The 13,013-nt window shown below is 74.9% G+C and carries 11 protein-coding genes; 1 reads left to right on the top strand and 10 read right to left on the bottom strand.

The genetic code is table 11. The features are described from left to right. Nucleotides 1-38: 38 nt before the first annotated feature. From MUU72_RS18355 to MUU72_RS18380, 6 genes are all read right to left on the bottom strand, one after another. Nucleotides 39-1,514, bottom strand: a complete 1,476-nt coding sequence (locus tag MUU72_RS18355; RefSeq protein ID WP_248014385.1) for a hypothetical protein — start codon at nt 1,512-1,514, stop codon at nt 39-41. Further along, nucleotides 1,514-2,737 carry a hypothetical protein gene (locus tag MUU72_RS18360; RefSeq protein WP_248014386.1) on the bottom strand — a complete coding sequence of 408 codons (1,224 nt, stop codon included), beginning with the start codon at nt 2,735-2,737 and terminating at the stop codon, nt 1,514-1,516. Before MUU72_RS18360 ends, MUU72_RS18355 begins: the two co-directional genes overlap by 1 nt. Before the next feature lie 284 nt (nt 2,738-3,021). Next, entirely contained in the window at nt 3,022-4,119 is a 1,098-nt protein-coding gene (locus MUU72_RS18365; RefSeq protein ID WP_248014440.1) for a COG1470 family protein, read from the bottom strand. A gap of 22 nt (nt 4,120-4,141) precedes the next feature. Then, nucleotides 4,142-4,876, bottom strand: a complete 735-nt coding sequence (locus MUU72_RS18370; protein WP_248014387.1) for an LPXTG cell wall anchor domain-containing protein — start codon at nt 4,874-4,876, stop codon at nt 4,142-4,144. A 190-nt stretch (nt 4,877-5,066) separates the two neighbouring features. Beyond that, nucleotides 5,067-5,555: an ATP-binding protein gene (locus MUU72_RS18375; protein ID WP_248014388.1), complete on the bottom strand. Its 489-nt coding sequence runs from the start codon at nt 5,553-5,555 to the stop codon at nt 5,067-5,069. Nucleotides 5,556-5,725: 170 nt separating this feature from the next. Then, nucleotides 5,726-6,094, bottom strand: coding sequence for an STAS domain-containing protein (locus tag MUU72_RS18380; protein ID WP_248014389.1), 369 nt, complete (start codon nt 6,092-6,094; stop codon nt 5,726-5,728). A 272-nt stretch (nt 6,095-6,366) separates the two neighbouring features. On the opposite strand from MUU72_RS18380, the gene MUU72_RS18385 reads away from it, so the two are divergent. After that, nucleotides 6,367-7,305, top strand: coding sequence for an RNA polymerase sigma factor SigF (locus MUU72_RS18385; protein WP_248014390.1), 939 nt, complete (start codon nt 6,367-6,369; stop codon nt 7,303-7,305). Between the two features lie 117 nt (nt 7,306-7,422). On the opposite strand, the gene hutI is transcribed toward MUU72_RS18385, so the two are convergent. From hutI to hutU, 4 genes are read right to left on the bottom strand one after another with little or no spacing between them, the layout of a single operon-like run. Then, nucleotides 7,423-8,604: an imidazolonepropionase gene (hutI, locus tag MUU72_RS18390; protein ID WP_248014391.1), complete on the bottom strand. Its 1,182-nt coding sequence runs from the start codon at nt 8,602-8,604 to the stop codon at nt 7,423-7,425. Between the two features lie 59 nt (nt 8,605-8,663). Next, a complete protein-coding gene (locus MUU72_RS18395) occupies nt 8,664-10,013 on the bottom strand; it encodes a formimidoylglutamate deiminase (RefSeq protein WP_248014392.1) in 1,350 nt (449 codons plus the stop codon). Next, complete coding sequence (locus MUU72_RS18400) at nt 10,010-11,248, bottom strand: allantoate amidohydrolase (RefSeq protein WP_248014393.1); 1,239 nt, start codon at nt 11,246-11,248, stop codon at nt 10,010-10,012. Before MUU72_RS18400 ends, MUU72_RS18395 begins: the two co-directional genes overlap by 4 nt. Beyond that, complete coding sequence (hutU, locus tag MUU72_RS18405) at nt 11,245-12,912, bottom strand: urocanate hydratase (protein ID WP_248014394.1); 1,668 nt, start codon at nt 12,910-12,912, stop codon at nt 11,245-11,247. The genes MUU72_RS18400 and hutU overlap by 4 nt, the downstream gene beginning before the upstream one ends. Between the last annotated feature and the right edge of the window lie 101 nt (nt 12,913-13,013).

Genomic DNA, 13,013 nt, shown 5'->3' on the forward strand with positions numbered 1-13,013 from the left:
CCCCGTCGGCTTTCCCGGGTGCGGTGCCGGGGCCGGGGTCAGCGGCGCAGCCGGCGCGGGGTGAAGGTGAAGGCCGCGGTGCCGAGCAGCACCAGGGTGCCGGCGAGCACCCCGAGGGCGGTCAGCGCGCCGTGGTCGGCCGCGCCGGTCGCGGCCAGCCCGCCGCCGCTGCCGCCGGTCGCCCCGGAGGCGCCGGACGTGCCGCTGCCGGTCGTCCCGGAGGTGCCCGAACTGCCCGAGGTGCCACCGCCCGAGGACGTACCGCCGGTGGTGCCGCCGGGCTGGGCCGCGGTGTCCAGGGTGAGCGAGGCGCCGGGGTCCTTCTCGGGGGTGCAGGTGGTGGTCGTACCGAGCGCGTTGACGGTGAGCACCCCCGGGGTGAGCGTGGCCCGGCCGGTGGCGCCGGGCTTGTAGGTGCCCTTGAGGTCGGGGATCGTGATCGGCTGGCCGGCCTTGATGGGCTGGTCGTTGGCCGGGCCCACGACCTTGACCGCGCCCTTGTCGGCGCCGCCCACCTTCACGTCCATCGACGGGGTGACCGACCCCTTGGGGATGTCGGCGGGGCTGTCCATGACGGACTTGGCGAAGTGCACCGTCAGGTCGTAGCCGCCGCCCTTCTTCACCCCGTTGATCTGGACCGGCGAGGTGGCCTTCTTGTCCCCGATGGGCGTCTTGCAGGCGTACGGGACCTGCACCTCCTGGCCCTTGTAGGCGGTGCCGTCGGGGTCGCCGCCGGAGCCGCCGGTGGACGAGCCGCCCACCGCACCGGAGGAGCCGGACGTGCCGGCCGTGCCGGACGTGCCGCCGGTGGTCGTCCCGCCGGTCGTCCCGGACGAGCCGCCGGAGGAGCCGGTGCCCCCGGTGGAGCCCGTGCCGCCCGTGGAGCCGGTGCCGCCGGTGGAGCCGGTGCCGCCGGTGGTCGTCCCGCCGCCGTCCGTCACCTTGATGGTGACCGCGGGCGGCACCGTCTCCTTGGGCGTGCACTTGGTGTCCGTGGAGATCGGCTTGTTGACGTTGATGGTGTACGCCCCGGGGGTCACGGTGACGTCCCCGGGGGCGGTGAGCTTCAGCGTGCCCGTCATGGCGGACAGCTTCATCGGGCTGTTCTTCGGTATCGGCGGGTTCTGCCGCGGGCCCTGCACGGTCAGGTTCCCGCTCTGCGCCCCGCCGATCGTGAGCGTGCCGGTCGGCCGGACGGTGTCCTTGGCCAGGTCGAGGATGTCGGGGTTCGGGGAGGCCGCCTGGACGGTCGTGACGACCACCTGGACCGCGTCGCCGACCTTGGCGGTGGCGGGCGCGGTCACCTCCACCTTGGTGGTGCCCTCGACGGGCGGCAGCCCCGAGATCGGCGGCGGCTGGCACTCGGTCCGGTACGCCACCGCGGCCGCCTGGGCGGTGCCGGCGGCGGTGACCACACCCGCCCCGGCGAGGGCCAGCGCGGCCGCCGCGGCCACGCCCGTTCTGCTGCGCCGCCCGGTCGGCCTCGCCGGCCTGGTCGGCCTCATCAACGTCATCACGCGGAACCTTTCGACGGGGGTCGTGTGGTTGCTGTGGTGGACGGTGCGGTGTCCGGGGTGAACCACGGCAGCGCGGCGGTGCCCTCGGGCGGTCTCCCCGGGGCGCCGCGACCGGTGTCGTGGCCGTTCTGGTGGCCGGTGTCGCGGCCGGTCCGGTGGCTGGTGGTGCGGTTCGTGTCACGGCTGGCGGGGGTGGCGTGCCCGGCCCCGGTACCGGTACCGGGGCCGGCGGGGAGCCCCGTGCCGTTGCCGGGGTCGCCGGTACGGCGTCGTGCGGGGCGCCGGAGGCGCGGGCCGGTGGCGCTGCGGGGGCGCGCGGCGGGCGCGGTCCCCGCGGGGTCCGGGCGGTGCGGGCGGACCCGGTCGACGACCGCCATGCCGATCCGGAACACCGCCGCCGGGACGACCAGGCACAGCAGCACCCAGAAGAGCGTCACGCCCCACGGCCGGCCGACCTGCCACGGCTGCTCGACCAGCAGCCGGCCGCCGTACGTGAGCGAGACCAGGTAGCCGCCGTGCGCCCCGGCCGCCAGCTCCACCGGGAGCCGGACCTCGGCCCGCCGCCCGGCGGGAACGGTGCCGCGCCACTGCTGGTCCTCCCACTTCGGCGGGTAGACGCCGTGCGAGGTGCCGACCCGGAAGACCGGATCCTTGGCGGGTGCGGAGCCGAGATTGCCGACCGTGACGGCCAGTTCGCGCTGCGGCGGGGCGCCGAACCAGGTCAGCAGGCCGCTGCTGCCGGTCAGCCGGGGCCGGTCCAGCACGGCCAGCCGGCCGCCACCGGTGTCCCGGGGCAGCGGCGCCACCGGGTGCCCGGCGACCTGGAACGGGGCGTCCGCGGCGGCCGCCGCACCGGTCACCGCCGCCACGTGCACCACGCAGGGGCACGGTGTGGGCGGTTCGGCGACCGGGAGGGCGCGGCGGAAGGCGCCGCGGTCGTCGGTGGTGACGGTCCGGCCGTCGCCGTTGGCGCAGGTGTTGGTGCCGCCGATCATGTTCTGCCCGCAGATGAGCAGCGTGAGCAGGGCGTGCGGACGCCAGCCGCGGCCGGTGACGGTCACAGTGCCGCCGACGCCGGCCTCCTTCTGTGAGACCGAGGCGGACGGCGGGCCGGCGGCGGGCACGGCGCGGGCCACCGCGGCGGGCAGGACGGGCAGGGACAGCAGCCCGAGCAGCGCCAGGAGGGCCGCCGCGGACGCGCCCCGCCACCCCCGCCGCAAGCCGTACCGCGACCGCGTCCCCCCGCCGCCCACCCCGCCCCGGCCGCTGCTGTTCGCCCGGCCGGTCCGGCCAGTCCCTCCGTTACGCCTGGTGCGGCCAGTGCGACCGGTGTGGCCAGCGCGACCGGTGCGACCGGTGTGGCCGGTGCGGCCAGTCCTGCCGCCTCCCTCGGTCCTCCGGCCGGACGAGGCCGCCGCGGTGCTGCGCCGCACCCTGCCGCCCCCGCCGTCCCCCTCGTGACGGCCGTGGCCGCCCCTCCCCTCGTCCCCACCGCTCCCGCCGTTCACCCGCGCACCCCTGATCCCGTCCTCGGTCCCGTCTGCGCTTCGCTCCCCGGCCGCGGCCCTGGCCCCGGCCCGGCGGCCACCGTGGCGCCCGCCGCCGGTCCTCTCGCGAGGTCCGGGCCCGCGCCGGGCGCGGGGCCTGCGCCGCCTCCCCCACCCGGCGCGCCACCCGCCCCGCCCGTACGTCCGCCACGCCCCGCGCGCCCGGCCCCACCCATACGTCCACCGCGCCCCACACGCCCCGCACCCCGCAAAGACCCCCCGCCGTCCGTACGGCGGCGGCGTCGGGCAGCGGTCCAGGCGCAGCCGGCCGCGATCAGGGTGAGGAGGGTGGCCGCGGGGGCCCAGGGGACGGCGGTGTAGCGGGTGGTGGCGGTGTCGCGGGCGCCGCCGGGGGCGGTGGCGGTGAGGGTGACGTCCACCGCGTCCAGGACGGGCGGATCGGGCCAGGTCTCGGTGCGGTCGGCGCGGCCGCCGGGCGGCAGGACGGCCGGCAGGGCACGGGCCGTCCGGAGCGGCAGCGGCCCGAAGAGGCCGTCGGCACGGACCGCGAGCCGCGGCCGGAGTGCGGTGGTCCCGCGGTTGACCAGGGTGTAGCGGATCACCGCGGCGCCGCCCTGCCGGCGCACCGCCAGGTGCTCGACGGTCAGCGCGGACAGCGCGGCTCCGGTCACCCGCACCCGCACCGGGATCCGGGCGCGCGCGCCGGACCCGCCGCCGGTGACGGTGAGGGTGCCGGTGCGGCTGCCGGGGGCGGCGTCCCGCGGCACCGTCACGGTGAACGGGACGCCGGCCCGGGTCCGCGGCGGAACGGTCACCTCCGCCGTGCCGAAGGCGAGCCACGCCCCCGTAGCGCCCTCGCCGGCCGGCCGTACGGTGACCGGCCGGGCCGTCGGGTTGCGGACCGCCAGCCGGTCGGTGAGGACGGTGCCGGGGGTGCCCTCCAGGTAGAACGCGGTCCGGGCGGTGCCGTCCGGGGCGGCGGACCAGGCCGGTGCGGGGGCGGCCGGGCGGGCCGCGGCCGCCGCCGGGCCCAGGAGGGCGGTGGCGGCCGCGAGGACCGCGCCGGCGGCCGCGGTACGGGGACGGAACGGCATCGGCGGCTCCTCCCGGTGCGTGTCAGGCCCGCTGGTGACGACGGGTCAGCCAGAGCACGCCGGCCGCGCCGGTCAGCAGGACCGTGCCGCCCAGGGTGCCCAGCGCGAGGGCGGAGTCCGCCGGTCCGGTCTGCGGCAGCTGCCCGCCGCCGGACGCGCCGCCCGCCGCGGAGCCCCCACCGCCGCTCCCGCCGCTCCCGCCGGTGCTGCCGCTGCCGCCGCTCCCCTTGACGTCCAGGGTCAGCGACGGCCCCGGGTGGTTGCTCGGGGTGCAGGTGGTGGTGGTGCCCAGCGCCTTGATGGTGAGCGTGGAGGCGGTGAAGGTGACCTTGCCGCTCGCCTTCGGGGTGTACGTGCCGCTCAAGTCACTGATCTTGATCGGGGTGTTGGCGGGTATCGCCTGGTCGTTGGGCGGGCCGGTGACCGCCACCGTGCCGCTCTCCGCGCCGCCCAGCTGGATGACCGCGCTGGGGCTCATCGCGCCCTTGCCCAGTTCGACGGGGCTGGAGGAGACGCCCTTCTGGAAGGACATCACCAGCTTGTAGGAGCTGCCGCTGGGCGTCCCCTTGATGTCGATGGGCGAGACCGCCCCCTTGTTGCCGATCGGCGTCCTGCACTGGTAGTTGACGTCGACGACCTCGGCGTGTGCGGCGGGCGCGGCGAACAGCACCGCGGTACCGGCCGCCGTCGCCGCGGCCGCGGCCAGTCCGGCCGTGCGCCGCGGCCGCCTGCCGTGCTGGATGTGGAAGCGGGCCACCTCGACTTCCCCTCTCCCGGTCGGCGCGCCGCCGCTGGTTACTGACGGCACATCAGATTGGGCGGCCAAGGTACGCCCGGGAGGTTGCCGAGGGAAGGCACCGCACAGCCCCGATACGGGAGGGCCCCGGATATGGCCGAGCGCGGACCCGTGGGCCCGCGCTCGCGACACCGTTCCGCCCGCCGCCCCTTCAGGACGGCGCGGCCAGTTCCGCCCACACGGTCTTGCCGGCGCCGTCGGCGTTGCGGACCACGCCCCAGTCCAGGCAGAGCCGCTGCACGATGAACATGCCGTGGCCGCCGGGGCGTCCGGGGCGGTGCGGGCTGCGCGGCGCCGGGGAGCCCGCGCCGCGGTCGCTGACCTCCAGGCGGAGCACCTTGGCCACGCAGCGCAGCCGGAGCTCCTCGGGGCCCTCGGCGTGCAGGCAGGCATTGGTGACCAGCTCGGAGACGACGAGCAGCACGTCCTCGGCCGCGGCCCGCTGGTCACCGGAGGCGGCCGGCAGCCAGCCCCAGTCCTGGAGCGCCTCGCGGGCGAAGTCCCGGGCCCTGGCCACGGTGCCCCGGGTGCCCGCCAGGCGCAGCCGGCGGATCTGACCTGCCGGTACGGCGGCGGAAGCCCCGGCGCCGCCCGGCTCCGGGCCGAGATCGCCCGGCGGGTACGGCCGGGTGGTGCTCATCAGCGCTTCACCTCACCGATTCGCCTGTTCACGGACAACAGTTAACTGATTGATTCAACGGATCCAGGTGTCTCCTGCCCGAGCGGACCATGAGAACACCCACTTGTTGGTACGGGAGCTGTGATACCCGCTACCCGCCCGGAATGCATCCTTCCGGACGGCCGTGCGGCTCAGTCCGCCAGGGCCGCGTCGAGCGTGTCGTGCACGGTGAAAACGGCCTCCGCACCGGTGATCTCGAACACCCTGGCCACCACCGGCTGCATCCCGGCCAGGTGGACGCCGCCCCCCGCGGCCTCCGCCTTCAGGCGGGCACCCAGCAGGACGTTCAGGCCGGTGGAGTCCATGAACTCAAGGCGTGAGCAGTCCACCACGAGACGTGCGTAACCGTCATCCACGCAGCCCTCCAGCGATTCCCGCAACAGATCCGCGGTGTGGTGGTCCAGCTCACCGGCGACGGTCACGACCGCGCTGGTGCCGTGCTGGCGGATCTCGACGTGAAGCCGGCCCCGGCTTGCACTGCCGACCGTCCCGCGGTCCATGCGAGCGCACCCCTCTTGCTGCCTAGACGACTGTTTTGGTGACGACATTGCTTACGACTGCGCGTGTCGAACCCTACGCCTTCCTGGCGCCCACCGGTAGCCGAAGAAAGGGCATAGCCGAGTAATTCGGACAACAGGCACTTGCCTTCTTGCGCCGAAGACAGGTAGGCGTAGAAGGACACATTCGACACGGCCGGCTTTGGAGGCGCCGCACACCGCAGCTTCACGCAGAGGCTTCGGCAGCCATATGCCGAGAACGATGGAGGAGACACATGTCACCCCGGCTCGACGAATTGCGCACGGACGACCACCGCAGCACCGCCTCGTCGACACCCCTGCCCGCTTCCACCGGGCTTATCCCTTCCCCGTCGCACGCCCCGGACGCGGAGTCCCCGAGCGTGCCCGATATCGACGGCCTGCCCGAAATCCCACCCTTTGCGGAAGTGGGTCCGGTAGATGCCAGGGCGCTGTCGAAAACCCTCTTCGAGCGCCTGGAATCGCTGGAAGAAGGCACCCACGAATTCGCCTACGTCCGCAACACCCTGGTCGAACTGAACCTCGCGCTGGTGAAGTTCGCGGCCTCCCGGTTCCGCTCCCGCAGCGAGCCCATGGAGGACATCGTCCAGGTCGGCACCATCGGGCTCATCAAGGCGATCGACCGGTTCGAGCTCGGCCGCGGTGTCGAGTTCCCGACCTTCGCGATGCCGACCATCGTCGGCGAGATCAAGCGCTTCTTCCGCGACACCAGCTGGTCGGTGCGGGTCCCGCGGCGGCTCCAGGAACTCCGCCTGGACCTGGCCAAGGCCGGTGACGAGCTGGCCCAGCAGCTCGACCGCGCGCCCACCGTCGGCGAGCTGGCCGAACGCCTCGGCCTCACCAAGGACGAGGTCGTCGAGGGCATGGCCGCGAGCAACGCCTACACGGCGAGCTCGCTGGACGCCCAGCCGGAGGAGGACGACAGCGAGGGCGCGCTGGCCGACCGGATCGGCTACGAGGACCACGGCCTCGAAGGCATCGAGTACGTCGAGTCGCTCAAGCCGCTGATCGCCGAACTCCCGCAGCGGGACCGGAAGATCCTCTCCCTGCGGTTCGTCGCCAACATGACCCAGTCCGAGATCGGCGAGGAGCTGGGCATCTCCCAGATGCACGTCTCCCGGCTGCTCTCCCGCACCCTGACCCGGCTCCGCAAGGGCCTGATGGTCGAGGAGTGACCCGCGGTCGCGGCCGGCCCTGAGCGGCCGGCAGGCGCCCGCGCATACGAGGGCCCGCCCCGGCAGTGTCCGGGACGGGCCCTCGGTGCGTCCGCGGCGCGCGCGGTCCGGCCGGGCCTACCGGCGGACCCCGTTGTGCCAGACGTCCGTCACCAGCGGCACGCCCGGCCGGTAGGCGAGGTGGACGTGCGAGGGGGCGTCCAGCAGCAGCAGGTCGGCGCGGGCGCCGGGGGTGATCCGGCCGACGTCGTCGCGGCGCAGCGCCCGGGCGCCGCCCGCGGTCGCCGACCACACCGCCTCGTCGGGCGTCATCCCCATGTCGCGGACGGCCAGCGCGATGCAGAACGGCATGGAACTGGTGAAGGACGAGCCGGGGTTGCAGTCCGTGGAGAGCGCCACGGTGGCGCCGGCGTCGAGCAGCGGGCGGGCGTCGGGCCACGTGGCGCGGGTGGAGAACTCCGCGCCCGGGAGCAGCGTGGCGACGGTGTCCGACTGGGCCAGCGCGTCGATGTCGGCGTAGCTGAGGTGGGTGCAGTGGTCGGCGGAGGCGGCGCCCAGTTCGACGGCGAGCTGGACGCCGGGGCCGGGGCCGAGCTGGTTGGCGTGCACCCGGGGCAGCAGCCCCTTGGCCATGCCGGCGGTCAGGACGGCGCGCGCCTGGTCGCCGTCGAAGGCGCCGCGCTCGCAGAAGACGTCCACCCAGCGGGCGTGCGGCGCGCAGGCGTCCAGCATCGGGCCGGTGACCAGCTCGACGTAGCCGGCCGGGTCGTCGGCGTAGTCCGGGGACACGATGTGCGCGCCGAGGAAGGTGACCTCGTCGGTGTGCGCGGCGGCGATCCGCACCGCGCGGGCCTCGTCCTCGACGGTCAGGCCGTAGCCGGACTTGACCTCCTGGGTGGTGGTGCCCTGGCGGAGGCCCTCGGCGAGGTAGCGGGCGACGTTGGCGTGCAGGGCCTCGTCGGCGGCGGCGCGGGTGGCGGCGACGGTGGTGCGGATGCCGCCCGCGGAGTACGGGCGGCCGGACATCCGGGCGTTGAACTCCTCGGTACGGTCGCCGGCGAAGACCAGGTGGGAGTGGGAGTCGACGAAGCCGGGCAGGCCCGCGCGGCCGGCCGCGTCGACGGCGTTGTCAGTGGCGGGTGCTTTGCTGGAGGGACCGACCCAGGCGATGCGGTCGCCGTCGATGACGACCGCGGCGTCCTGGATCAGACCGAGGGGGCCTTCACCGAGGGAGGGGTCGTTGGTGACGAGCTGGGCGATGTGGGTGATGGCGGTGGTCGGCGCGGAGGTCGTCGTCATCGCGGGGGTGCTCTCCTTCGTCCGCGGGCGCGGGGGCCCGGGCGTCGGGTGGGTGGGGGTCAGCCGCGCAGGGCGGCGATGGCGCCGGCGAGGGCGCTGGGCACGTCGGGCACGCCGGTGTGCACACCGTCGCGGACGATCCGCCGCCCGGCCACGATGGTGTGCCGCACATCGGCCGCCGTGGCGGCGAATACGGCCGTCTCGGCTCCCAGGCGGGGCAGCGGTCCGGCGGTGCGTACGGAGTCCAGCCGGATCGTGGTGAGGTCGGCGAGCGCGCCGGGCGCGAGCGTGCCGGCGTCGTCCCAGCCCAGGGCGGCGTGCCCGTCGGCGGTGGCGGCGCGCAGCAGGGCGGCGGCGGTCCAGTGGCCGCGGGTGCGGGTGCGCAGCCGCTCGTTCAGCTCCATGGCGCGGGCCTCTTCGAGCAGGTCGATGACGGCGTGGCTGTCGCTGCCCAGGGAGAGCGGGCTGCCGTGCTCCTGGAGCGCGGCGGCCGGCCCGATGCCGTCGGCCAGGTCCCGCTCGGTGGTCGGGCACATGCACACGCCGGTGGTGCTGGAGCCGAGCAGGGCGATGTCCCGGTCGGTGAGGTGGGTGGCGTGCACGGCCGTGGTGCGCGGGCCCAGCACGCCGTGCTCGGCGAGCAGTTCGGTGGGGGTGCGGCCGTGCGCGGCCCGGCAGGCGTCGTTCTCGGCGGTCTGCTCGGAGAGGTGGACGTGCAGCGGTGCCCGCCGCTGCCGGGCCCACTCGGCGACGGTGCCCAGCTCCCCGGCCGGGACGGCGCGTACGGAGTGCACGGCGGCGCCGATCCGGGCGTGGCCGGCGTCCTTGAGTGCGTCGGCGCGCTCCGCCCAGGCGTCCGCGGTGCCGTCGGAGAAGCGCAGCTGGTGCTGGTTGGGCGGGTCGCCGAAGCCGGCGGAGAGGTAGGCGGTGTCGAGCAGGGTGATCCGGATGCCGGCCTCGGCGGCGGCCGCGATCAGCGCCTGCCCCATCGCGTTGGGGTCGGCGTAGCGGGTGCCGCCGGGCGCGTGGTGGAGGTAGTGGAACTCCCCGACGCAGGTGATGCCGGCCAGCGCCATCTCGGCATAGGCCGCGCGGGCCAGCGCGAAGTAGCTCTCGGGCGTGAGCCGGTCCGCGACCCCGTACATGACCTCCCGCCAGGTCCAGAACGTTCCGGAACCGACCTGGACGGTGCCGCGCAGGGCACGGTGGAAGGCGTGGCTGTGGGCGTTGGCCAGGCCCGGGAGCGTCAGGCCGGCCAGCGCCTCCGCGCCCGGCGGGGGCGCGGGGACGCCGGTGCGGACGGCGGTGATCCGGCCGTCCGCGACGTCCACGGCGACGCCCGGTTCGACGTGGCTGCCGAGCCAGGCGTGTTCGAGCCAGTAGGTGACCGGTGCCGTCGGCGGTGTCATCGGCACACCAGCCCCTCCAGTACGTCGGCGAGTGCGGTGACCCCGGCGGCGCAGTCGTCCTCGGTGGCGGCCTCGGCGGGCGAGTGCGAGACGCCGGTGGGGTTGCGGACGAACAGCATCGCGGTGGGGACGGTCGCGGACAAAATACCCGCGTCGTGTCCGGCGCCGGTGCCCAGGACCGGCACCGGGCGTTCACGGCCCTTGCCGAGGATCGCGCTCAGCTCGTCGCGCAGCGCGTGCCCGAATTCCACGACGGGGGTGAAGGACTCCCGGACGACGTCGAGGGCGACGCCGTCGCGGGCGGCCCGCTCGGCGGCGGCCCGCTCGATCCCGTCGACCACGGTGTCCAGGGTGTCCTGGCCGGCGGCGCGGGCGTCGAGCCAGCCGCGGACGAGGGAGGGGATGGCGTTGACGCCGTTCGGCTCGACGCTGACCTTCCCGAAGGTGGCCAGGGCGCCGGCCAGCCGGGCCTGCTCGCGGGCGGCGAGCACGGTCGCGGCGTAGGAGAGCATCGGGTCGCGGCGGTCCTCCAGACGGGTGGTGCCGGCGTGGTTGGCCTCGCCGCGGAAGTCGAACCGCCAGCGGCCGTGCGGCCAGATGGCGGAGGCGATGCCGACCGGGTCCCCGGACAGGTCCAGCGCGCGGCCCTGCTCGACGTGGAGTTCGACGAACGCGCCGATGGCGGCGAGCCGTTCGGGGTCCGGGCCGATCGCGTCCGGGTCGTGGCCGGCGCGCTCCATGGCCTGCGGGAGGGTGACGCCGTCGCCGTCGCGCAGCCGGTGCGCGGCCTGCGCGGTCAGCGCCCCGGCGGACAGCCGGGAGCCGACGCAGGCGAGCCCGAAGCGGGCGCCCTCCTCGTCGCCGAAGTTGACCAGGGCCAGCGGCTTGCCGAACTCCACCCCGCGCCGCCGCAGTTCGTCCAGCGCGGCGAAGGAGGAGACCACGCCCAGCGGGCCGTCGAAGGCGCCGCCGTCCGGGACGGAGTCCAGGTGGGAGCCGGTGACGACGGCGTCGCCGGGGGCCACGTCCCGGTAGGTGGTGGCGCCGAGCCAGGCCCACTGGTTGCCGTTGCGGTCCAGTTCGTAGGCGAGTCCGCGGGCCTCGGCCTGGGCGCGGAACCACGCGCGGCAGTCGGCGTCCGCGCCGGTCCAGGCGAAGCGGCGGTAGCCGCCGGAGGAGGAGTCGCGGCCGAGCGGCCGCAACTCCTGCCACATCTCGTGGAACGAGGAGGTCACGCGCCGCCCTCGCCCTCGCGCATCGGGATCCGGACGCCGCGTTCGGCGGCGACCTCGTCGGCGCGCTCGTAGCCGGCGTCGACGTGCCGGATGACGCCCATGCCGGGGTCGTTGGTGAGCACCCGGCGGATCTTCTCGCCGGCCAGCGGGGTGCCGTCGGCGACGGTGACCTGCCCGGCGTGGATCGAGCGGCCCATGCCGACACCGCCGCCGTGGTGCAGGGAGACCCAGGAGGCACCGGAGGCGACGTTGACCATGGCGTTGAGCAGCGGCCAGTCGGCGATCGCGTCGGAGCCGTCCTTCATGGCCTCGGTCTCGCGGTACGGGGAGGCGACCGAGCCGCAGTCGAGGTGGTCGCGGCCGATGGCCAGCGGCGCCCGGAGGGTGCCGTCGGCGACCATCTCGTTGAACCGCTCGCCGGCCTTGTCGCGCTCGCCGTAGCCGAGCCAGCAGATCCGGGCGGGCAGGCCCTGGAAGTGGACGCGCTCCCCGGCCATCTTGATCCAGCGGGCCAGCGACGCGTTCTCGGGGAAGAGGTCCAGGATCGCCTTGTCGGTGGCCGCGATGTCCTTCGGGTCGCCGGAGAGCGCGGCCCAGCGGAACGGGCCCTTGCCCTCGGCGAAGAGCGGCCGGATGTAGGCGGGGACGAAGCCGGGGAAGGCGAACGCCCGCCCGTAGCCGGCGAGCTGGGCCTCGCCGCGGATCGAGTTGCCGTAGTCGAAGACCTCCGCGCCGGCGTCCTGGAAGCCGACCATGGCCTCGACGTGCCGGGCCATCGATTCCCGGGCGCGGGCGGTGAAGCCGGCCGGGTCCTTGGCCGCGTACTCCTTCATGTCGGCGAAGTCGACGCCGGTGGGCAGGTAGGACAGCGGGTCGTGGGCGCTGGTCTGGTCGGTGACGATGTCGATCGGGGCGCCGTCGGCGAGCATCTGCGGGAGGAGGTCAGCGGCGTTGCCGAGGAGGCCGATGGAGAGCGGCTTGCGCTGGTCGCGGGCCTCGACGGCCAGCTGGAGGGCGTGCTGGAGGCTGTCGGCCCGGACGTCCAGGTAGCGGTGCTCGATGCGGCGCTCGATGGCGCGCGGGTCGCAGTCGATGCAGATCGCGACGCCGTCGTTCATGGTGACGGCGAGCGGCTGGGCGCCGCCCATGCCGCCCAGGCCCGCGGTGAGGGTGATGGTGCCGGCCAGCGAGCCGCCGAACTTCTTGGCGGCGACCGCGGCGAACGTCTCGTAGGTGCCCTGGAGGATGCCCTGGGTGCCGATGTAGATCCACGAACCGGCCGTCATCTGGCCGTACATGGTCAGGCCGAGCGCCTCCAGGCGGCGGAACTCCTCCCAGTTCGCCCAGTCGCCGACGAGGTTGGAGTTGGCGATCAGGACGCGCGGGGCCCACTCGTGGGTCTGCATCACGCCGACCGGCCGGCCGGACTGGACGAGCATCGTCTCGTCCTGCTTCAGCGTGGTCAGGGTGCGCACCATCGCGTCGAAGGAGCGCCAGTCGCGCGCCGCCTTGCCGGTGCCGCCGTAGACGACGAGCTCGTCCGGGTGCTCGGCGACCTCGGGGTCGAGGTTGTTCTGGAGCATGCGGAGTGCGGCTTCCTGCTGCCATCCGCGCGCGCTCAGCTCCGTACCGCGCGGTGCCCGCACGGGTCGCGGTCCCGACATGGGCCTGCCTCCCTGACCTTGTATGGATTGACCTATTCATAGTCTTGCGTGCCTGAATATGACTAGTCAACAGGATGGCCGGGCGCGGTGGCGGGTTTTCG

The sequence above is a fragment of the Streptomyces rhizoryzae genome (assembly GCF_023155275.1).
Lineage (GTDB): Bacteria > Actinomycetota > Actinomycetes > Streptomycetales > Streptomycetaceae > Streptomyces > Streptomyces rhizoryzae.